The sequence below is a fragment of the Microbacterium sp. NPDC080005 genome (assembly GCF_040702445.1).
Lineage (GTDB): Bacteria > Actinomycetota > Actinomycetes > Actinomycetales > Microbacteriaceae > Microbacterium > Microbacterium oleivorans_D.
In genome coordinates, this window is the sequence record NZ_JBFBLD010000001.1 from 228,506 (window position 1) to 248,491 (window position 19,986).

19 protein-coding genes are annotated in these 19,986 nt (G+C 70.3%); 11 read left to right on the forward strand and 8 right to left on the reverse strand.

Annotated elements, in window-relative coordinates:
* Window positions 1-21: 21 nt before the first annotated feature.
* Window positions 22-1,245, forward strand: a complete 1,224-nt coding sequence (locus AB0259_RS01035; RefSeq protein ID WP_251579115.1) for a pyridoxal phosphate-dependent aminotransferase — start codon at window positions 22-24, stop codon at window positions 1,243-1,245.
* 12 nt (window positions 1,246-1,257) lie between these two features.
* Here the strand turns inward: AB0259_RS01035 and AB0259_RS01040 are convergent, their stop codons facing one another.
* Window positions 1,258-1,695, reverse strand: coding sequence for an Rv3235 family protein (locus AB0259_RS01040; RefSeq protein WP_251579117.1), 438 nt, complete (start codon window positions 1,693-1,695; stop codon window positions 1,258-1,260).
* A gap of 142 nt (window positions 1,696-1,837) precedes the next feature.
* On the opposite strand from AB0259_RS01040, the gene AB0259_RS01045 reads away from it, so the two are divergent.
* On the forward strand, window positions 1,838-2,431 hold the full coding sequence (locus tag AB0259_RS01045; protein ID WP_366221143.1) for a hypothetical protein: 594 nt from the start codon (window positions 1,838-1,840) through the stop codon (window positions 2,429-2,431).
* 22 nt (window positions 2,432-2,453) lie between these two features.
* On the opposite strand, the gene AB0259_RS01050 is transcribed toward AB0259_RS01045, so the two are convergent.
* Window positions 2,454-2,726, reverse strand: a complete 273-nt coding sequence (locus AB0259_RS01050; RefSeq protein ID WP_251579121.1) for a helix-turn-helix domain-containing protein — start codon at window positions 2,724-2,726, stop codon at window positions 2,454-2,456.
* Between the two features lie 97 nt (window positions 2,727-2,823).
* On the opposite strand from AB0259_RS01050, the gene AB0259_RS01055 reads away from it, so the two are divergent.
* Genes AB0259_RS01055 through AB0259_RS01065 form a run of 3 tightly spaced genes read left to right on the forward strand, consistent with a single transcriptional unit; the run spans window position 2,824 to window position 6,218 of the window.
* A complete protein-coding gene (locus tag AB0259_RS01055) occupies window positions 2,824-3,453 on the forward strand; it encodes an SAF domain-containing protein (protein WP_366221142.1) in 630 nt (209 codons plus the stop codon).
* Window positions 3,450-4,685 carry a hypothetical protein gene (locus AB0259_RS01060; RefSeq protein ID WP_366221141.1) on the forward strand — a complete coding sequence of 412 codons (1,236 nt, stop codon included), beginning with the start codon at window positions 3,450-3,452 and terminating at the stop codon, window positions 4,683-4,685. The genes AB0259_RS01055 and AB0259_RS01060 overlap by 4 nt, the downstream gene beginning before the upstream one ends.
* Before the next feature lie 39 nt (window positions 4,686-4,724).
* Complete coding sequence (locus AB0259_RS01065; RefSeq protein ID WP_251579127.1) at window positions 4,725-6,218, forward strand: PAS domain-containing sensor histidine kinase; 1,494 nt, start codon at window positions 4,725-4,727, stop codon at window positions 6,216-6,218.
* Between the two features lie 18 nt (window positions 6,219-6,236).
* On the opposite strand, the gene AB0259_RS01070 is transcribed toward AB0259_RS01065, so the two are convergent.
* Window positions 6,237-6,485: a WhiB family transcriptional regulator gene (locus AB0259_RS01070; protein ID WP_018188706.1), complete on the reverse strand. Its 249-nt coding sequence runs from the start codon at window positions 6,483-6,485 to the stop codon at window positions 6,237-6,239.
* Window positions 6,486-6,708: 223 nt separating this feature from the next.
* Between AB0259_RS01070 and AB0259_RS01075 the strand changes: the two genes are divergently transcribed.
* The gene (locus AB0259_RS01075; protein ID WP_251579128.1) at window positions 6,709-7,107 is read left to right on the forward strand and encodes a histidine kinase; all 399 of its coding nucleotides are present in this window, start codon (window positions 6,709-6,711) and stop codon (window positions 7,105-7,107) included.
* Here AB0259_RS01075 and bcp read toward each other — a convergent pair whose 3' ends face one another.
* The 3 genes from bcp to aroA are packed head-to-tail and all read right to left on the reverse strand — an operon-like array spanning window position 7,108 to window position 9,959.
* Window positions 7,108-7,572 carry a thioredoxin-dependent thiol peroxidase gene (gene bcp / locus AB0259_RS01080; protein WP_251579130.1) on the reverse strand — a complete coding sequence of 155 codons (465 nt, stop codon included), beginning with the start codon at window positions 7,570-7,572 and terminating at the stop codon, window positions 7,108-7,110. It abuts the gene before it with no gap.
* Window positions 7,573-7,593: 21 nt separating this feature from the next.
* Window positions 7,594-8,634: a ribosome small subunit-dependent GTPase A gene (rsgA, locus tag AB0259_RS01085; protein WP_251579132.1), complete on the reverse strand. Its 1,041-nt coding sequence runs from the start codon at window positions 8,632-8,634 to the stop codon at window positions 7,594-7,596.
* Window positions 8,631-9,959, reverse strand: a complete 1,329-nt coding sequence (gene aroA / locus AB0259_RS01090; protein WP_251579139.1) for a 3-phosphoshikimate 1-carboxyvinyltransferase — start codon at window positions 9,957-9,959, stop codon at window positions 8,631-8,633. The genes rsgA and aroA overlap by 4 nt, the downstream gene beginning before the upstream one ends.
* A gap of 112 nt (window positions 9,960-10,071) precedes the next feature.
* Between aroA and AB0259_RS01095 the strand changes: the two genes are divergently transcribed.
* Together AB0259_RS01095 and AB0259_RS01100 are read left to right on the forward strand one after the other, a co-directional pair.
* The gene (locus AB0259_RS01095) at window positions 10,072-10,725 is read left to right on the forward strand and encodes a sigma-70 family RNA polymerase sigma factor (RefSeq protein WP_285875891.1); all 654 of its coding nucleotides are present in this window, start codon (window positions 10,072-10,074) and stop codon (window positions 10,723-10,725) included.
* A complete protein-coding gene (locus AB0259_RS01100) occupies window positions 10,722-10,967 on the forward strand; it encodes an alpha-ketoglutarate decarboxylase (RefSeq protein WP_251579141.1) in 246 nt (81 codons plus the stop codon). The genes AB0259_RS01095 and AB0259_RS01100 overlap by 4 nt, the downstream gene beginning before the upstream one ends.
* A 64-nt stretch (window positions 10,968-11,031) precedes the next feature.
* On the opposite strand, the gene AB0259_RS01105 is transcribed toward AB0259_RS01100, so the two are convergent.
* Window positions 11,032-14,751 carry a multifunctional oxoglutarate decarboxylase/oxoglutarate dehydrogenase thiamine pyrophosphate-binding subunit/dihydrolipoyllysine-residue succinyltransferase subunit gene (locus tag AB0259_RS01105; RefSeq protein ID WP_366221139.1) on the reverse strand — a complete coding sequence of 1,240 codons (3,720 nt, stop codon included), beginning with the start codon at window positions 14,749-14,751 and terminating at the stop codon, window positions 11,032-11,034.
* A 148-nt stretch (window positions 14,752-14,899) separates the two neighbouring features.
* Here AB0259_RS01105 and AB0259_RS01110 point away from each other — a divergent pair, with 148 nt between their 5' ends.
* From AB0259_RS01110 to AB0259_RS01120, 3 genes are all read left to right on the forward strand, one after another.
* Entirely contained in the window at window positions 14,900-16,372 is a 1,473-nt protein-coding gene (locus AB0259_RS01110; RefSeq protein WP_366221138.1) for a GuaB1 family IMP dehydrogenase-related protein, read from the forward strand.
* A 113-nt stretch (window positions 16,373-16,485) separates the two neighbouring features.
* The gene (locus AB0259_RS01115; RefSeq protein ID WP_251579152.1) at window positions 16,486-17,814 is read left to right on the forward strand and encodes a hemolysin family protein; all 1,329 of its coding nucleotides are present in this window, start codon (window positions 16,486-16,488) and stop codon (window positions 17,812-17,814) included.
* Window positions 17,811-18,863 (forward strand): hemolysin family protein, encoded by a 1,053-nt coding sequence (locus tag AB0259_RS01120; RefSeq protein ID WP_251579153.1) that lies wholly within the window; start codon window positions 17,811-17,813, stop codon window positions 18,861-18,863. Before AB0259_RS01115 ends, AB0259_RS01120 begins: the two co-directional genes overlap by 4 nt.
* Window positions 18,864-18,893: 30 nt before the next feature.
* Here AB0259_RS01120 and AB0259_RS01125 read toward each other — a convergent pair whose 3' ends face one another.
* Window positions 18,894-19,967 carry an NADH:flavin oxidoreductase/NADH oxidase gene (locus tag AB0259_RS01125; RefSeq protein WP_366221137.1) on the reverse strand — a complete coding sequence of 358 codons (1,074 nt, stop codon included), beginning with the start codon at window positions 19,965-19,967 and terminating at the stop codon, window positions 18,894-18,896.
* Between the last annotated feature and the right edge of the window lie 19 nt (window positions 19,968-19,986).

The window sequence follows — 19,986 nt, forward strand, 5'->3', positions numbered from 1 at the left end:
GGTCCCCGATATCCTGAGGCGATGACCCCGCGCACCCTCGACCAGTCATCCAAGCTCAAGGACGTCCTCTACGAGATCCGCGGGGCAGCCCTGGTCGAGGCCGACCGGCTGCAGGATGAGGGTCACACGATCCTCAAGCTCAACACCGGCAACCCCGCGATCTTCGGGTTCGAGGCCCCGTTCCAGATCGTGCGGGACATGATCGAGGCCGTGCCGCAGGCCCACGGCTACTCCGATTCCCGCGGGATCATGTCCGCTCGGCGGGCGATCGTCTCGCGCTACGAGGAGGAGCCGGGGTTCCCGAAGTTCGATCCCGACGACGTGTACCTCGGCAACGGCGTGTCCGAGCTCATCACGATGACGATGCAGGCGCTGCTCGATGAGGGCGACGAGGTCCTCATCCCCGCACCGGACTATCCGCTGTGGACGGCCATGACGAGTCTCGCCGGCGGCACGCCCGTGCACTACCTCGCCGACAGCGAGAACGGGTGGCAGCCGGATCTCGAGGACATCCGGGCCAAGGTCACACCCCGCACCAAGGCGATCGTCGTCATCAACCCGAACAACCCGACCGGCGCCGTCTACACGCGCGAGGTGCTGCAGGGGATCGTCGAGATCGCTCGGGAGAACGAGCTGCTGCTGCTCTCGGACGAGATCTACGACCGCATCCTCTTCGACGATGCGCAGCACATCCCCCTCGCGACGCTCGCGCCGGACCTGCTCTGCCTCACCTACAACGGTCTCTCCAAGACGTATCGTGTCGCCGGCTACCGCTCCGGATGGATGGTCATCACGGGCCCGAAGAAGCATGCGGCGGGCTTCCTCGAGGGCATTCAGCTGCTGGCCTCGACCCGGCTGTGTCCCAACGTGCCCGCGCAGTTCGCCGTCCAGGCCGCCCTCTCCGGGGTCCAGTCGATCGACGCGCTGATCGCGCCGACGGGGCGCCTGCATGAGCAGCGGGATGCCGCCTGGGCGGGACTCACCGCGATCCCCGGGGTCACGTGCGCGAAGCCGCAGGGCGCCCTCTACGCCTTCCCGCGGCTCGACCCCGAGGTCTACGACATCCACGACGACGCCAAGTTCGTCTACGACTTCCTCGTCGCCGAACACGTGCTGCTGGTGCAGGGGACCGGCTTCAACTGGCCGACGCCGGATCACATCCGCATCGTCACGCTGCCCGAGGCCCGCGTGCTGACCGAGGCGATCGAGCGCCTGGGGAACTTCCTGGCGTCCTACAAGCAGTAACGGGCGCGACGGTCAGAGGAGGGCGAGGGACGTCGCGCGCCAGCGCCCGTCCCAACCCTCGAGCCGCATCGCGACGGCGCGTGTCCGGATCGGTCCGCCGACCACGACGACGGCTTCGAGGACGCCGTCCGAGGGTGCGCAGGTCCGATCCGTGAGGATGCGGTGCGCCGGCCGGACGGCGGCGACACCCCGTGCGCTGCGTGCCCGAGCCGACAGATTGGCACGCGTCACGAGGGCGCGATACGCGTCCTCGCCGAGCCACCTCGCGAGTTGGTCGACGTCGCGGACCCCCGCCAGCACCTCGAGGACTCCGATCGTGAGGTTCTTCACGAGCGGCAGCGGGTCCGGCAGGTCGCTCGACGGGGTGCGCTGCGGGGCGAAGTACTCGGCGACCTCGAGCGCGCTCCCCGAACGCGGTATGCGGCTGTCTTCGGTAACGGTGAGGGCCATGTCGGTTCCTCTCGGGCGACAGGTGTCTGCGGGTCGATGAATGCCACGAGTACAACACAGGCGGTCGAGGGGGTGCATGAGAATACTCCAACCTGTGGACAAAGGCGGTGCGTCGTCCCGGCGGTCGTCTACTGTCGCCCTCGTGCGCTGGGACCGATTCTTCGAAGATCTCGAAGACCAACTGGACTCCGAATGGGAGGCCGAGCGCGCCGCCCTGGACACCGAGGCCGAGCGGCTGCGGCTCGCACGTCTGTCGCTGTTCGAGCGCCTGCACGCCCTCGTCGTGGCCGCGGAGAAGGCGGTCGTCGTGGACCTCGTCGGCGGCGTCACGGCGACCGGGGCGCTGGTGGCCGTGGGGCCCGATTGGCTGGCCGTCGAGGACGGCGGTGCGCGGGGCGCGCTCATCGTCCCGCTGTCAGCGGTCGCGGCACTCGGAACGACGCACGCCGACCTCCTCCGCAGCGCGCGCGGCAGCACGCCGGGGCGACTGCGTGAACGCATGACGATGGGCTTCCTGCTGCGCGATCTCGCGCGCCGTCGCGTGCCGGTCACACTCCACGCGACCGACGGGCGGGAGTATGGCGGCACCATCGACCGTGCGGCGTCGGACCATTTGGACCTGGCGCTGCACGAGGTCGGTTCACCCCGACGTGCCGACCTCGTGACCGGTCACCGGATCATCCCGCTGTCGGCGGTCGCGCATGTCCGGCTGGACTCGCCCGCCGCGCTCGGGTGAAGGCTCGAAGGGGCGGGCGTCGTCACTCGCCGCCGCGGCGGCCACGCCCCCAGAGCTCGGGGAAGCTCGCGGCGTTCGACTCCCGCCAGAGGGCGTGAAGGCGGGCGTCCTCGGCCTGGTCGTCCAGGTAGTCCTCCACGCTCGCCGCCTCGATGCGCCACGCGGCCGGCGTGCCCAGCCGTGCCCCGCGCAGCCGTCCCTCGAGGGTGAGCGCCACGACCTCGTCGACCTCCAGCTGCAGCATCTCCGCGACCTGGGCGGGCGTGAGCATACGCAGCGAGGAAGCATCGGGCATGAGGCCATTATGCGGCCGCGTGAAGGCGGCGGTCCGCGCATCGCCGGGTTGTGGATAATCGTCATCGCGGTGGCTTGCTCTCGGTCACGATGACGTCATGACCACTCCCGACACCGTCCGCCCGGCGCCCCGCGCCTTCTGGGCCGACGCGCGGTTCCTCCTCGGCATCGCGTTGATCATCGCGTCCGTCGCGGGCGTCTGGCTCGTCGTCGCCTCGGCACGGCAGACAGCGCCGGTCTTCGTCGCCGCCCGCACGATCGTCCCGGGTCAGACCGTGACAGCCGAGGACCTCCGTGTCGTCGACGTCGCCCTGGGCTCTGCCGGGGAGGCGTACGTGTCGCCCGCGTCGCTCGAACCCGGGGTCATCGCCACCCGGACGATCCCGGAGGGGGAGCTCGTCCCGCACGCGGCCGTCGACGAGGCGGATGCCGCGACGACGACGAGCGTGGTGATCCGACCGGCGGGCGACGTCTCGGCGGCGGTCGCCGCCGGATCGGTCGTCGAGGTCTGGTCGGCGCCGGCGGAGGCGGACGGCGAGGTCGGCGAGCCCCGCATCCTCGTGCCATCGGCGACCGTGGTGACGGTCGCCCGAGACGACGCGGTCGTCTCGGGGACGGACGTGTCACTCGAGCTCGTCATCCCCCGCGCCGACGTCCCGGCGACACTCGCCGCGCTCGCGGACGACTCCCTGTTGTCGGTCGTCCCGGTCACCGGGGAGGCGCCGTGAGGGTCGTCGTCGCCGCCGACGGCCCGCAGGCGGACGCCCTGGCGAGGGAACTGCGGAGCGAGGAAGCCGAGGTCCGCGCCGTCGTGCCGTCGGGCGCGCCGGCCGCCGCCGCGCACGACGCCATGGCTGCGCCGGAGGCGGCCGAACTGCTTGCCGAACTGTCCCGCGCAGACGTCCTCGTCGTCGAGGCGCGAGCGGCGACCCTGACCGCCGAGCTCGTTGCGGCATGCGACCGGATGTCGGTCCGGATCGTGCCGCTGTGCGGACGCGGCGCCGACCGCCGTCTCGCCGCGGCGCTCGGACTGCCGGCCCACGAACGAGACGCACCGGCTGCCGAGCTCCTCGCGAGTCCGCGGCCCTCGGCGCCCGCCGTCGCCACCCGCGGGCGCGTCATCGCGGTCTGGGGACCCCACGGTTCGCCGGGACGCACGACCATCGCCGTGGAAGTCGCGTGCGCGCTGTCACGCCCCGAGCGCCGGGTGGCGCTCGTCGACGCGGACGCCCACGCCCCCTCCCTCGCCCTCGCGACGGGGCTCGCCGACGAGGGCCCCGGTTTCGCCGCTGCATGCCGTCAGGCGGAGCGCGGCGTCCTGACCGTCGCCGAACTCAGCCGCATCTCCTCGACGTTGGCGGACGTGGATGTCCTCACGGGTCTCAACCGGCCGGGGCGCTGGCCGGAGCTCTCGCACGCGCGGGTCGGCGCGGCGTTGGACGTGTGTCGCGAATGGGCGGACGAGGTCGTCGTCGACACCGCGGCATCCCTCGAGCGGGACGAGGAGATCGTCAGCGATCTCATCGACGGGCCGCGCCGGAATGCGGCCACGCTCGCGGCGGTCGAGGCGGCCGACCTCGTCCTCGCGGTCGTCGCCGCCGACCCGGTCGGGGTCTCCCGGTTCGTGCGCGGTTGGCCGGATCTGCGGGCCGCCGCGGGGGCGGCCCCCGTCCAGGTGGTGGTCAACAAGATCCGCGCCGGTGCCCTCGGCGTCGACGCCCGAGGGCAGGTGCGGCGCACGCTCGAGCGGTACCTCGGCGTCACGGACGTCTCCTTCGTGCCGTGGGATCCGCGGGGGACGGATGCCGCGTTGCTCGCCGCCCGTCCGATCGCCCATGTCGCACCGCGCTCGGCGGTGCCGACCGCGGTGCGACGCCTCGTCGCCGAGACCCTCACGGCGCGGGAGCCTGCGACGACGGCCACGCGGCAATCGCTGCGGCGATTGGCCCGGAGCGCCTGACCCGGGGGAGCGCCCCGGCGGAGGATCTAGGGTGGAGGCGTGTCCACCCTCAGCGACCTCGTCTACGCCCAAGGCCGTTCCACCGCAGAGGACGTGGAATGGCTCCACCGCCTCGCCGGCGATGGTCAGCTCCTCGCCGACCTGGCCTTCGCGGACATCGTCATCTGGGTGCCGACACCGGACGATTCGTTCATCGCCGTCGCCCACACCCGGCCGAGCGGCGCAGCGACCCTCTTCTACCGCGACATCGTCGGCGACGCCGTCCGCCCGCAGTGGCGCACCCAGGTCAAGGACGCCTTCACGCAGGTGCGCGTTGTCGATTCCTCCTCGCCGGACTGGTTCGAGGAGACCCCGACGCGCGTGCGTGCCGTCCCCATCGTGCGCGAGCGCGGGGCGGAGGGACGCGAGACGCGCGTCATCGGTGTCCTGACCCGGCACACGAACCTCGGCGAGGCCCGCACCCCGTCGCGACAGCAGATCACCTTCAACGACTGTGCCGACGACCTCTTCGGGATGATCGCCTCGGCGGACTTCCCCGACCTGACAGCGCCCACCTCGCCGCGCCGAGGCGCACCCCGGGCGTCGGACGGCCTGATCCGGCTCGACGTGGACGGGATCACGACGTTCGCAAGCCCCAACGCGCTCTCCGCCTTCAACAGGCTCGGCTTCGACGACGAGCTCGAGGGCGAATCGCTCATGGAGGTGGCGACCACGATCATGCCGGCCTCCCGCCAGTTCGACGAGTCGCTGCCCATCGTCATGGCGGGGCGTGCGCCCTGGCGCGCCGACGTCGAGGCGCGCGGGGTCACCGTGTCGCTGCGGACCATCCCGCTGCGGGAGAACGGGACGCGCATCGGCGCGATCGTGCTGTGTCGCGACGTGAGCGAGATCCGGCACCAGGAGCAGGAGCTCATCACAAAGGACGCGACGATCCGCGAGATCCACCACCGCGTCAAGAACAACCTGCAGACCGTCGCCTCGCTGCTGCGCATCCAGGCCCGTCGCACCCATTCGGACGAGGGGCGGGATGCGCTCACGCAGGCCATGCGTCGCGTGAGCGCGATCGCCGTCGTCCACGACACGCTGTCGGAAGGCCTCACGCAGAGCGTCGACTTCGACGACGTCTTCGAACGTGTCCTCAAGCTCGTCGCCGAGGTGGCGGCCGCGCCCAACACCCGAGCCCGCACGGTCAAGCGCGGCACCTTCGGAACGCTCCCGAGCGAGTATGCGACCCCGCTCGCGCTGGCGCTCACGGAACTCGTGACCAACGCGGTCGAGCACGGGTTGGCCGACAAGGAGGGCGAGGTCGAGATCATCGCCGAGCGTGACGAGGACCGCCTCGCCGTGCGCGTCCGCGACACGGGTGTCGGTCTTCCCGAGGGTCAGGTCGGGCGGGGCCTCGGCACGCAGATCGTGCGGACGCTCATCCAGGGCGAGTTGAGCGGGACGATCGACTGGCACACGCTGGTGGGCAGTGGCACCGAGGTCACCATCGAGATCCCGATGCGCTACATCGAGCGAGCGCGGGCCTGAGGCCCGCGCTCGGCGATCTCAGGACGCGCGGCGGGCGCGTGCGGCGCGACGCTTGAGAGCGCGGCGCTCGTCCTCGGAGAGACCACCCCAGACGCCCGAGTCCTGACCGGTCTCGAGGGCGTACTGCAGGCAGAGTTCGGTGACGGTGCACCGGGCGCAGACGGACTTCGCCTTCTCGATCTGGTCGACGGCGGGCCCGGTGTTCCCCACGGGGAAGAACAGTTCGGGGTCGACGGTCAGGCAGGCGGCTTTGTCGCGCCAATCCATAGCGGTGCTCCTTGTGGGGGATCGGAAGTCGGGATGCGACGCCGGGCGACGTCGACTAACCTGAGTGGTGTGCGAGCTGTTGCTCGCCCCACGCCGCTGTGGGAGCACACTTGCCCGTCAATATTCCCATGCTCGGGCATGTGAATCAAGGGTTATGTGAATCACGGGTTAACGGAGTATTTCGGCGCCTCGCCGTGTCCGGCGCCCAGGAGGAGCAGTGAACGTGCCCACCACGCGAGTCGAGCGGATCGCGGCCGGATGGCTGGCCCTCGAGGCGGTCGGCGTCCTGGCCCTCGCAGCCTGGGAACTGGTCGCCCTCGTCCGCGGCGACAGTGAGAGTGTGCCCAGCTCGCTCGCCCTCCTCGCACTGACCGTCATCGGCGCGGCCGCGGTGACGGGCTTCGCGGTCGCTGTGTGGCGGGGTGGCTCGTGGGGACGCTCCGGCGGTGTGGTGGTGCAGCTGCTCGTGCTGTCGATCGCGCTCGGAACGCTGACGGGCGAGGGCGCTGACGCGCGGCTGGCTGCGGCGATCGCGGTGCCCGCCGTCGTGGGCCTGGTGCTCATGATCGCCGCCGCGCGGGCAGCGGGTGCCCGCGCGAGGGCCGCGACGGACGGCGCCTGATCAGACTCCGAGGAGGGTCCGGACCCGCGCCACGTGGCCGGTGGCCTTGACGTTGTAGAGGGCGTGGGCGATCGTGCCGTCCCCATCGATCACGAAGGTCGATCGGATGACTCCCTCGACGACCTTGCCGTAGTTCATCTTCTCGCCCCACGCGCCGTAGGCCTCGTGGACGGCGTGGTCAGGATCGCTCAGCAGGGCGTAGGGGAGGGCGTCGCGCTCGCGGAACTCGCGGAGCTTCGCCGGCTCGTCCCGTGAGATGCCCACCACCGTGTAGCCAGCCTCCTGCAGAGGCGTGACGCTGTCGCGGAAGTCGCAGGCCTCGGTCGTGCAACCGGGCGTCATGGCGGCGGGGTAGAAGAAGGCGATGAGGCCTCCGCCGCGGAAGTCGCTCAGGGAGACGGTCTGACCGTCCTGATCGACGAGGGTGAAGTCGGGGGCGGAGTCTCCGGGGTTCAGTCGCGGCATCCGCTCATTTTAATCGGTCGCTCAGGTGGCGAAGGTGGCGAGGAGTCGCTGCAGGGAGTCGAGTCGCGCGGGCCCGCGTTCGCCCAGTCGGCCCTCCGCGACAGCCTCGATGATCGCGCAGTCGGGCGCGTCGGGCAGGTGCGTGCAGCCGCGCGGGCACTCCTCGGCGATCGCTGCCAAGTCGGTGTAGGCACGGAGGATGTTCGCCGGGTCGACATGGCCGAGCCCGAAGGACCGCACCCCGGGGGTGTCGATGACCCACCCGCGGCCGTCGTCGCCCACGTAGCGCAGGGAGACGGCGGAGCTCGAGGTGTGTCGACCGCGACCGGTGACTTCGTTGACGTGACCCGTCGCGCGGGCGGCGTCGGGAACGAGGGCGTTGACGAGGGTCGACTTGCCGACGCCGGAGTGTCCGACGAAGACGGTGGCGTGCCCCGCCAGACGCGCGCCGATCTCGCCCACCGGCATCCGCTCCCGCCCGCTCGTGAAGACCTCGAGGTCGTCGAGGCCCTCGAAGTGCGCCAGGAAGGAGGCCGGGTCCGCGAGGTCGGTCTTGGTGACCACCAGCAGGGGGCGCATGCCGGCGTCCAGCGCGGCGATGAGGTAGCGATCGACGAGGCGGGGGCGCGGCTCGGGATCGGCAGCAGCGACGACGATCAGGAGCTGATCGGCGTTGGCGACGATGACCCGCTCGACCTGGTCGGTGTCGTCCGCGCTGCGGCGCAGGAGGGACGTGCGCTCCTCGATGCCCACGATGCGCGCGAGTGTTCCCTCGTCGCCCGAGGTGTCTCCGACGACGCGGGCACGGTCACCGTTGACGATCGGCTGCTTGCGGAGCTCTCGAGCCCGCGTAGCGACGATCTGACGCTCGTGCGGACCGTCCTCGTCCACGAGGACGGTGTAGCGGCCGCGGTCCACTCCGAGGACCCGGGCGATCTGCGCATCCGCGTGAGCGGGGCGGCGCTTGGTCCGCGGCCGGTTGGCCTTGGGGTTCGGTCGGACGCGGATGTCGGCCTCGTCGTAGTCGAGGTCGTCGTCATCGCCGTCGTCGAGCCAGCTCACGCGAGCATGTCCGCCCACAGCTGGGGGAACTCCGGCATGGTCTTCGCCGTCGTCCCGATGTCGTCCACGACCACGCCGGGCACCCGGAGGCCGATGACGGCGCCCGCGGTCGCCATCCGGTGGTCGTGGTGCGCCCGCCACACACCGCCGTGGAGCGGGCGAGGGACGACGTGGATGCCGTCCTCCTGCTCCTCGGCCTCGCCGCCGAGAGCCCGGAGGTTGTCCACCAGGGCTGCGATCCGGTCGGTCTCGTGCCCCCGGATGTGCCCGATGCCGTGGAACGTCGTGGGGGCGTCGGCGAACGCCGCCAGTGCGAACAGGGTGGGCGTGAGCTCGCTCGCTGCGGACAGGTCGAGGTCCACACCCGAGAGGCGATCGCCGGCGGTCACCGTGAGCGCCCCCGCGCGCCGGGAGACGTGCGCCCCCATGACTGCAAGGATGTCGGCGAGCAGTGCACCAGGCTGCGTCGAATGCGCGGGCCACCCGGGGACGGTCACCGAGCCGCCCGTCAGGATGGCGGCGGCCAGGAACGGCGCGGCGTTGGAGAGGTCCGGCTCGATGGCGATGTCCTTGCCGCGGACAGGACCTGCCGGGACGAGCCACTCGTTGGGGGTCGGGTGCTCGACGTGCACTCCGCGGCGGGCGAGGGCCTCGACGGTCATCTCGATGTGGGGGAGGCTCGGAAGGCGCTCGCCGTCATGGATGAGCCGGAGCCCCACGTCGAAGCGTGCCGCCGCAAGGAGGAGCCCCGACACGAACTGGCTGGACTGACTGGCGTCGATCGTGACCTCGCCCCCGCGGAGGTGTCCGTGTCCTCGCACATCGAAAGGGAGCGCCCAACTGCCGGCATCGTCGATGTCGGCGCCGATCTCCCGCAGCGCGTGGATCATCGCGCCCATGGGCCGGTGCATCGCCGTCGGATGCGCCGTGACGTGCACATCGCCGACCGCGAGCCCCGCGATCGGAGAGATGAACCGCATCACGGTCCCGGCCTGTCCGCAGTCGATCGTGGTGTCGCCGGAGAAGCTCGCCGGCGGTATCACCTCGAGGTCCGGGCCGAACGGCGAGTCCCCGGCGATGGGGTCGATCGTGACACCGAGGGCACGGAGGGCGTCGATCATACGGGCGGAGTCGTCCGAGTGCAGCGCACCGCTGAGCAGGCTCGGTCCGTCGGCGATCGCGGCGAGCACGAGCTCGCGGTTCGTGAGCGACTTGGATCCGGGCACCGTCACGCGCGCCTGGACCGGCTCGACGGAGGTCGGTGCCGGCCAGCCCGCTGCGTACGCACCGTCGGCGGGGGAAGGGGGAGGGGGCGCGTCGCTCATCGCTCCCAGCCTACTGAACGGGGTGACGTCATCCGAGAAACGGGGAATAGGTGCGGCCCGCTCCCGGTTGGCCCCATTGTCGACACCGTGCACGCCAGGGGAGAGGAGCGCGATGATCGCCACGACTGACGCGCCCATGCTCGCAGAATGGGCGGACGTAGACTGGCCTGTGATGAACGAGCAGGCGGTCGACGACCCGCGAACCCAGTTCGAGGAGCAGGCGCTCCCCTTCATGGACCAGCTGTACGCTGCGGCCATGCGGATGACCCGCAATCCCGCCGACGCGTCGGACCTCGTCCAGGAGACCTTCGTCAAGGCGTTCGCGGCATGGGCGTCGTTCACGCAGGGCACGAATCTGAAGGCGTGGCTGTACCGCATCCTCACGAACACGTACATCAACACGTATCGAAAGAAGCAGCGAGAGCCCTACCAGGGAACGATCGACGACCTGGAGGACTGGCAGCTCGGCGGCGCCGAATCGACCACGGCGTCGTCCGCCCGATCGGCCGAGGCCGAGGCGATCGATCACATGCCGGCATCCGTCGTGAAGGACGCGCTGCAGTCCCTCCCGGAGGACTTCCGACTCGCCGTCTACCTCGCGGACGTCGAAGGATTCGCGTATCAGGAGATCGCGGACATCATGAAAACCCCCATCGGCACGGTCATGAGCCGTCTGCACCGTGGCAGACGACAGCTCCGCGACCTGCTGTCCGAGTATGCGAAAGAGCGCGGCATCGAGGTGCCGGCGACGAGGAGTGTGAAATGACCGACTGCGGTTGCGACAAGGCCCGTCAGGATCTCGAGGAGTACCTGCGCAACGAGATCTGCCACACGCGCCATTCGGACATCACCGAGCATCTGGAGAACTGCGCGGCGTGCCGCGACGAGGCGCTCGTGGCGACCACGCTGACGGCGGTCGTCGCGCGGGCGTGCAAGGAGGCGGCTCCGGAGGACCTGCGCGATCAGGTGCTCACGCGTCTGCGTGCGGAGCAGGCGACCCACCACTGACCCGCGGTCAGACCTGTACGCGAAAGGCCCCGCCGGAGCGGGGCCTTTCGCGTACACGGAGGACTCAGACGCTCAGTGCCTTCTCCATGATCGCGGCGTGCTCGCGGGCGTGGACCTTCGGTGATCCGGTCGCCGTGGACGCGGCCGAGGCGCGCGAGATCCGCTTGATGGTGCGGCCATGGAGGTGCTTGACGACCTCGAGCGCGATGAACGGCCACGCGCCCTGGTTCTCGGGCTCCTCCTGGACCCAGAACAGCTCCGCGTTCGGGTAGCTGTCGAGCACCGCGTTGAGCTGGTCGATCGGCGCCGGATAGTACTGCTCGAGGCGGACGAGCGCGACCTTCTCGTTCGGGTTCTTCTCGAGTTCGGCGGCGAGGTCCCAGTGGATCTTGCCTGCGTGGAGCAGGACGCGGGTCACGGCGTTGCGGTCGAGGTTCCGACCGTCGTCGATGACCGGCTCGAACCGGCCGTCGAGGAAGTCCTCGACGGTGCTCGTCGCGTTCCGCAGTCGCAGCATGGCCTTCGGGGTGAAGACGACGAGCGGCCGACGCGGCCGGGCGTAGGCCTGGCGCCGCAGCAGGTGGAAGTAGGACGCCGGCGTCGACGGGCGCGCGACGGTCATGTTGTCCTGCGCGCACATCTGCAGGTACCGCTCGATGCGAGCCGACGAGTGATCGGGTCCCTGACCCTCGTACCCGTGGGGGAGCAGCAGTACGACACTCGACTGCTGACCCCACTTCTGCTCGGCCGAGGAGATGAACTCGTCGATCACCGACTGCGCTCCGTTGGCGAAGTCGCCGAACTGGGCCTCCCACAGCGTGAGGGTGTCGGCTCGCTCGACCGAGTAGCCGTACTCGAACGCCATCGCCGCGTACTCGCTCAGGAGCGAGTCGTAGACATAGAACCGGCCCTGGTTGTCGCCGAGGTTCGCCAGGGGCAGCCATTCCTGACCGTTCGCACGGTCGTGCATGACGGCGTGGCGCGTGACGAACGTGCCGCGCCGGACGTCCTGTCCGGCCAGTCGCACGTTCGAGCCCTCGACGAGGAGCGAGCCGAACGCGAGCAGCTCGCCGAAGCCCCAGTCGATCTTGCCGTTGCGGCTCATGTCGTGCCGCTTCTCCAGCAGCTGCTGCAGCTTGGTGTGGACCGTGAAGCCCTCGGGCTTGTTGAGGAACGCGTCCCCGATGCGCTCGATGACATCGCGGGCGACACCGGTGCTCTCAGGCTCACCCACCGCGGTCTCCGCGGGTTCGTCGGAGGCGACGACCGGCGAGGTGCCGGTCTGGGCGGCGTGGGTCTCCGCGAAGGCGATCTCGAGGCGGTTCTGGAAGTCCTGCTTGGCCTTCTCGTACTCCTCCTCGGTGATGTCGCCTCGGCCGACGAGCGCCTCCGTGTAGAGCTTGCGAACCGACCGCTTCGCCTCGATGAGGTTCGTCATCAGGGGCTGCGTCATCGAGGGGTCGTCTCCCTCGTTGTGCCCGCGGCGGCGGTAGCAGACGAGGTCGATCACGACGTCGCGGTTGAACTCCTGCCGGTAGCGGAAGGCGAGCTCCGCGACATGGACGACGGCCTCGGGGTCGTCGCCGTTCACATGGAAGATCGGCGCCTGGATGGTCTTGGCGACATCCGTCGCGTAGATCGAGGTGCGGGCGTCGAGGGGCAGGGTCGTGAAGCCGACCTGGTTGTTGACCACGACGTGGACCGTGCCGCCGGTGCGGTAGCCACGCAGACGCGACATCTGCAGCGTCTCCATCACGACACCCTGGCCGGCGAAGGCCGCGTCACCATGGACGAGGATCGGCAGCCAGGAGAAGGATCCGATGGGGAGGCGGTCCTGCTTGGCGCGGACGATTCCCTCGAGGACTCCGTCGACGGTCTCGAGGTGCGAGGGGTTCGCGGCGAGGTAGACGGGGAGCTCCTCGCCGCCGTCGGCGACGAACGTGCCCTGCGTGCCCAGGTGATACTTGACGTCGCCCGAACCGCTCTTCGAGCCCACGGCGACAGAGCCCTCGAACTCGCGGAAGATCTGGCTGTAGGTCTTGCCGGCGACGTTCGTGAGGACGTTCAGGCGACCGCGGTGCGCCATGGCGATCGCGGCGCCGTCGAGGCCCTCGGCGGCGGCACCCTGCAGGATCTGGTCGAGGAGCGGAACGAGGGATTCGCCGCCCTCCAGGCTGAACCGCTTCTGACCGACGAACTTCGTCTGCAGGAACGTCTCGAACGCCTCGGCCTCGTTCAGCTTGCCGAGAACGCGCAGCTGTTCGTCGTGTCCGGGCTTCTGGTACTTGACCTCGAGATTGTCCTGGAACCACTTGCGCTGGGTCGGGTCCTGGATGTGCATGTACTCGACACCGAGGGTGCGGCAGTAGGAGTCGCGCAGGATGCCGAGGATGTCGCGCAGCTTCATCGTGCGCTTGCCGCCGAAGCCGTTCGTGACGAACTCGCGGTCGAGGTCCCAGAAGGTGAGGCCGTGATTCTCGATCTCGAGGTCGGGGTGCGTGCGCTGCACGTACTCGAGGGGATCGATGTCGGCCATCATGTGGCCGCGGACGCGGTAGGAGTTGATCAGCTCCTGCACCCGCGCCGTCTTGTCGACGCGCTCGGCGATGTCGACCTTGATGTCGCTCGACCAGCGGATGGGGGAGTACGGGATGCGGAGGGCCGCGAAGATGTCGTCGTAGAAACCCTCCTGACCGATCAGGAGCTGGTGCACGATCTTCAGGAACTCACCCGAGCCCGCACCCTGGATCACGCGGTGGTCGTACGTGCTCGTGAGCGTGATCGTCTTGCCGATGCCGAGCTCGCCGAGCGTCTTCTCACTGGCGCCCTGGAACTCGGCGGGGTAGTCGAGGGCGCCGGCGCCGATGATGCAGCCCTGCCCCTTCATCAGGCGGGGGACGGAGTGCACCGTGCCGATGCCGCCCGGGTTGGTCAGCGAGACCGTGGTCCCCTGGAAGTCCGCTGCGGTCAGCTTGTTCTTGCGGGCGCGCTGAACGAGGTCCTCGTAGGCGGTGAGGTACTCGCCGAAGGTCAGCGTCTCGGCCTGCTTGATGCTGGGGACCATCAGGGCGCGGGTGCCGTCGGGCTTGGGGAGGTCGATCGCGATGCCGAGGTTGATGTGCGCGGGCGCGACGACCGAGGGCTTGCCGTCGACCTCGGCGTAGTACACGTTCTGCGTCGGGAAGGCCTTGAGAGCCTGGATGAGGGCCCATCCGATGATGTGGGTGAAGCTGACCTTGCCCCCGCGCGTGCGGGACATGTGGTTGTTGATGACGATGCGGTTGTCGATCATCAGCTTGGCCGGGATCGTCCGGACGCTCGTCGCGGTCGGGACGGTCAGCGACTCGTCCATGTTGGCGGCGAGGGTCTTGGGCAGACCGCGCAGCGGGGTGACGGTGTCCTCGAGGACGGCCTTGTCGCCGGCGGGTGCCGCCTTCGGTGCTTCGGCCGGGATCGGCTGAGGCGCCGCAGGGCGCGCGGTCGTGCGGGCCACGGGCTGGGCGCCGGTCGCCGCGGCGCGGGACTCGGCTGCCGCGGGAGCAGATGCGGCGGGAGCAGGTGCGGCGGGAGCCGGTGGTGCAGATGCGGCGGAAGCCGGTGCGGCCTCCGCCGTCGGGGCGCCGGAGGAGCCCTCGGGCGTGTACGCCTCGAGGATCGGCCACCACTCCTTGTCCACTGAGTTCTTGTCGCGGGTGTACTGCTCGTACAGCTCTGCGACGAGCCATTCATTGGCTCCGAACTCCCCGTCGCTCGTAGTTCCCACGCCGGTCACCTGACTGGACACGGATCCGCCTGCTTTCGTCGTCGACGTTCGAAATGTGCGGTGCCCGCGCGGCCTCGCGCACAGACATCAAGGGTATCCCAGGTTCTGCCGCGCCCGACCCGCGCAGCCCGACCGGCGCAGGGGGTCGACGGTCGCCTAGCGTTGGGGTATGCACTTCTCCGGTGAGCGACCCGCAGGCGATCTGACGTACTCCGACGTGTTCCTCGTGCCCCGACGGTCGGACGTGACCAGCCGCCTCGACGTCGACCTGTCGCCGGGGGACGGGACGACCGCCACCATCCCCATCGTGGCCTCCAACATGAACTCCGTCACAGGGCCGCGGATGGCGGCGACGCTCGCCCGTCGCGGTGGTCTGGCGGTGCTGCCCCAGGACATGCCTCTGCAGGACGTGGATGCCGGCATCCGCTGGGTGAAGGACCAGCCTGTGCGCTGGGACACTCCGCTCGTCCTGACGCCCGACGCGCTGGTCGCAGAGGCCGCCGCTCTCCTGCCACCGGCCGCAGGGCACGGGATCGTGGTCGCGACGCCGTCGCAGCACGGCACGAGCGGACCGCAGGTGCACGTCGACGACATCCTCGGCATCGTGCCGGCCGAACGCCTCGGCACCGCCCTGCCCGACGCGCGGCTCGGAGACCTCGTGCGCGGACGTGCGGCATCCATCGACGCGGACGACGTGGACTCCGCCCGCGCGGCGTTCGACCTTCTGGTCGCGGCGAATGCCGACATCGTCACCGTCCTGCAGCACGGCCATCTCGTCGGCACGCTCTCGCAGCGCACGGCGTTGCGCTCCTCCCTCTACCGCCCCGCCGTCGACGCCGACGGGCGGCTCATCGTCGCTGCGGCGGTGGGCATCAACGGCGACGTCGCCGCGAAGGCGCGGGCTCTCGCGGCGGCGGGTGTCGACGCGCTCGTCGTCGACACCGCGCACGGGCATCAGGAGAGCATGATCCGCGCGCTGCGCGCCGTGCAGGCGGAGGGTCTCGATCTGCCCATCGTCGCCGGCAACGTCGTCACCGCCGAGGGCGTGCGCGATCTCGTCGAGGCGGGGGCGACCATCCTCAAAGTCGGCGTGGGCCCGGGCGCCATGTGCACGACGCGCATGATGACCGCCGTCGGCCGCCCGCAGTTCTCCGCGGTGCTGGAGACCGCCGAGGCCGCCGCCGCCGCAGGCGCGCACGTGTGGGCCGACGGCGGCGTCCGCTACCCGCGGGATGTCGCGCTCGCCCTGGCGGCGGGTGCGGCATCCGTCATGATCGGCTCGTGGTTCGCGGGCACGATCGAGGCGCCCGGCGATCTGCGGGTCGATGCGGAGGGGCGCGTCTTCAAGGAGTCGTGGGGCATGGCGTCGACGAAGGCGGTCCAGGGGCGGTTCGGCCGGCTCGACCCCTTCGAGCGTGCACGCAAGGAGCTGTTCGCGGAGGGCATCTCGTCCTCGCGCATCTACCTCGACCCCCTGCGCCCGAGCGTGGAGGACCTGCTCGACATGATCACGTCGGGCGTCCGCTCCTCGTTCACGTACGCGGGAGCCGCGACGGTCGCGGACTTCCACGAGCGTGCCACCGTCGGCTTCCAGTCGGCCGCCGGGTACGAGGAGGGCAAGGCCCTGCCGGTCAGCTGGTGACTCGCGCGCCCGCCGTGACGGGTGTGCCGTAGAATCGTCCGCACAATGGACGACCCTCCCAGTAGACCCTCGCCCCACCGACCCTGCTCCCCGATGATCGGGGGTGACGTGTGATGGACTACGTCATGTTGGGCGTGGGGCTGCTCCTGACCGTGGGAACCGGTCTGTTCGTCGCGAGCGAGTTCGCCCTGGTGAACCTCGACCGAGCCGACCTCGAGTCCCGCCGTGCCGCGGGCGAGAGTCGGCTGTCGCTGACGATCAACGCTCTCCGGATCACGTCGACGCACCTGTCGAGCGCTCAGCTTGGCATCACGCTGACGACTCTCCTCACCGGTTACACGATGGAACCGGCGCTGTCGAACCTCCTGAGCCCGGTCCTCGCACTCTGGGGAGTGCCGGAAGCGGCATCCCGACCCATCGCGACCGTCGTGGCGATCACGGTCGCGACGATCTTCTCGATGATCATCGGCGAGCTCGTCCCGAAGAACTTCGCGCTGGCCGTCCCGCGTCAGACCGCCAAGCTCGTGATGGGCTTCCAAACGGTCTTCACGACCGTCTTCCGACCCGCCATCTCGCTGCTCAACGGCAGCGCGAACGCCGTGCTGCGGGCGATGGGGGTCGAGCCCAAGGAAGAGCTGTCGGGCGCGCGCACGGCCGAGGAGCTCTCGAGCCTCGTGCGCCGCTCCGCGAGCGCCGGCGTCCTCGAGGAGGACACCGCCTCGCTGCTGGATCGCACGCTGACGTTCTCGCGTCTCACGACCGCTGACGTCATGACCCCGCGCCCGAGCGTCCACGCCGTCGCCGCCGACGACAGCGTCGAAGAGGTGGTCCAGCTCGCCCGACGCACCGGCCACAGCCGGTTCCCCGTCTACGGCGAGTCGATGGACGACATCACGGGCATCGTCCACCTCAAGCAGGCCGTGTCGGTGCCGCGCGAGCGTCGCGCGGACGTCCCGGCTGCGGCGATCGCCGAGGAGCCGCTCCGTGTTCCGGAAGCCGTCCACCTCGACGGGCTGATGTCGGAGCTGCGTTCGCGCGGCTACCAGATGGCGATCGTCGTCGACGAGTACGGCGGGACGGCCGGCGTCGTCACGCTCGAGGATCTCGTCGAGGAGATCGTGGGCGAGGTGCTCGACGAGCACGACCGCAGCCGCGCCGGCGTCGTCCGCGCGAAGGGCTCGATCATCTTCCCCGGCGACCTCCGTCCCGACGAGGTGCTCGACCGCACCGGCATCCGGGTCCCGGAGGGCGACGTCTACGACACGGTCGGCGGGTTCATCATGGCCACGCTCGAGCGCATCCCCGCGGTCGGGGACGAGATCACCCTCGAGGACGGGACCATCACCGTGCAGCGGATGGACGGCCGTCGTGTCGACCGCGTCAAGTTCGTCCCCGCGCCCGTGCCGGTCGGCGCCGAGACCGAAGGGGGTGGTCGTCGATGAGCGACTGGGCCGGAATCGCCTGGCTGGTCGTGCTGCTGATCGCCAACGCCTTCTTCGTCGGCGCGGAGTTCGCCGTCATCTCGGCGCGACGCTCGCAGATCGAGCCCCTGGCCGAGAAGGGCTCCCGTTCGGCGAAGACCGCGCTGTGGGCCATGGAGCATGCGACGCTCATGCTGGCGACATGCCAGCTCGGCATCACGATCTGCTCGCTGCTCATCCTCAACGTGTCGGAGCCGGCCATCCACCACCTGCTGGCGGTGCCGCTCGAGGCGATCGGCCTGCCCTACGCCGTGGTGGACGTCACCGGCTTCGTGATCGCTCTGCTGCTCGTCTCGTACCTGCACGTGGTGTTCGGTGAGATGGTGCCGAAGAACCTGGCGTTCTCGCTCCCGGACCGCGCGGTCCTGCTGCTCGCGCCCCCGCTGGTCTTCGTCTCCCGCGTCTTCCACCCGATCATCGTCGCGCTCAACTGGATCGCGAACCACGTGGTCCGGCTGTTCCGCGTCGAGCCGAAGGACGAGGCGGCCTCGACCTTCACGCTCGACGAGGTCGCCACGATCGTCAATCAGTCGCGTATCGAGGGTGTCCTCGACGACGCCTCCGGTGCCGTGGCGATGGCGGTCGAGTTCACCGACAAGAAGGCGAAGGATGTCGCGGTCCCGCTCTCCGAGCTCGTGACCCTGCCCGAGACCACGACACCCGACGAGATCGAGCGGGCCGTCGCCCGTCACGGCTTCTCGCGGTACGTGATCGTCGACGACGAGGGGATGCCGCTCGGCTACGTCCACCTGAAGGACGTGCTGCGCGCCGCGGAAGGGGCGGATGCCGACGCCACCGTCGAGCTCCCGATCAAGCCGAAGCGCATCCATCACATGATCCCGATCGGCGAGACCACCGACCTCGAGGACGCCCTCGCGCTCATGCGCCGGTCGAGCCGCCACCTCGCACAGGTGCGCGACTCGGCGGGGGAGACGACCGCGGTCCTGTTCCTCGAGGACATCATCGAGGAGCTCGTCGGCGAGGTGCACGACGCCACTCGCCGGCTGTGAGGCCTCGCAGGGCGTCGTCGGTGGCCGGTCTCAGTGCCGGCGGGCGCGGAGGTACTGCGGCGGCCACAGCGCCGCTGCCTCCGCGTCGCCGAGCTCGTCGGCCGCGTGCAGGGCGAAGCGCGGGTCGCGGAGCCAGCCGCGTCCGATCATGACGGCGTCGGCGAGACCGTCCTGCAGGACCGCCTCGGCCTGCGGGCCGTCGAGGATCTCGCCGACCGCCGTGACCAGCAGGCCGGTGCGCTCGCGGACGGTCGCGGCGAACGGCACCTGGTAGCCCGGGCCGGTGGTGATCCGCTGGTGTGCGACCAGGCCGCCGGTGGAGATGTCGATCACGCGTGCGCCGCGTTCGCCGACCCAGGCGGCGACCGTCGCGGTCTCCTCGACGCCCCAGCCGCCCTCGGCCCAGTCGGTCGCCGAGAAGCGGACGGCGAGCACCCGGTCGGGTGCGGCGTCGCGGACGGCGGTCACGACGCGCAGCAGGAGCCGTGCACGGTTCTCGAGCGATCCGCCGTACTCGTCGGTGCGCTCGTTCGACAGGGGTGAGAGGAACTGGTGCAGCAGGTAGCCGTGCGCGGCGTGGACCTCCAGCAGGTCGAACCCGGCCTCGTCGGCGCGGCGGGCAGCCTGGGCGAAGGCGTCCACGAGGGACTCGATGTCGTCGGCACTCATCGCGACCGGCTGCGCATACCCGTCGAACGCGATGGCGGAGGGGGCCACCGTCGTCCAGCCGCCGTCGGCGGCGGCGACGGTGCCGCGCTCCGCGTCCCAGGGGCGGTGCGTCGACGCCTTGCGGCCCGCGTGCGCGAGCTGCACGCCGGCGAGGGCGCCGCGGTCGTGGATCGCCGCGACGATCGGGGTCCAGGCATCCCGCTGCGCGTCGTTCCACAGCCCGGTGTCCTGGGGCGAGATCCTGCCCTCGGGGGTGACCGCCGACGCTTCGGCGATGACGACCCCGGCACCACCGGCTGCGAACTGCGCGAGGTGCACGTGGTGCCAGTCGTTCGGCACGCCCTCGACCGCCGAGTACTGGCACATGGGCGACACCCAGAGGCGGTTGCGCGCGGTCGCACCGGTCAGCTCGAGGGGGCGGAACAGCAGGGTCATGAGTGGACTCCGTCGCAGT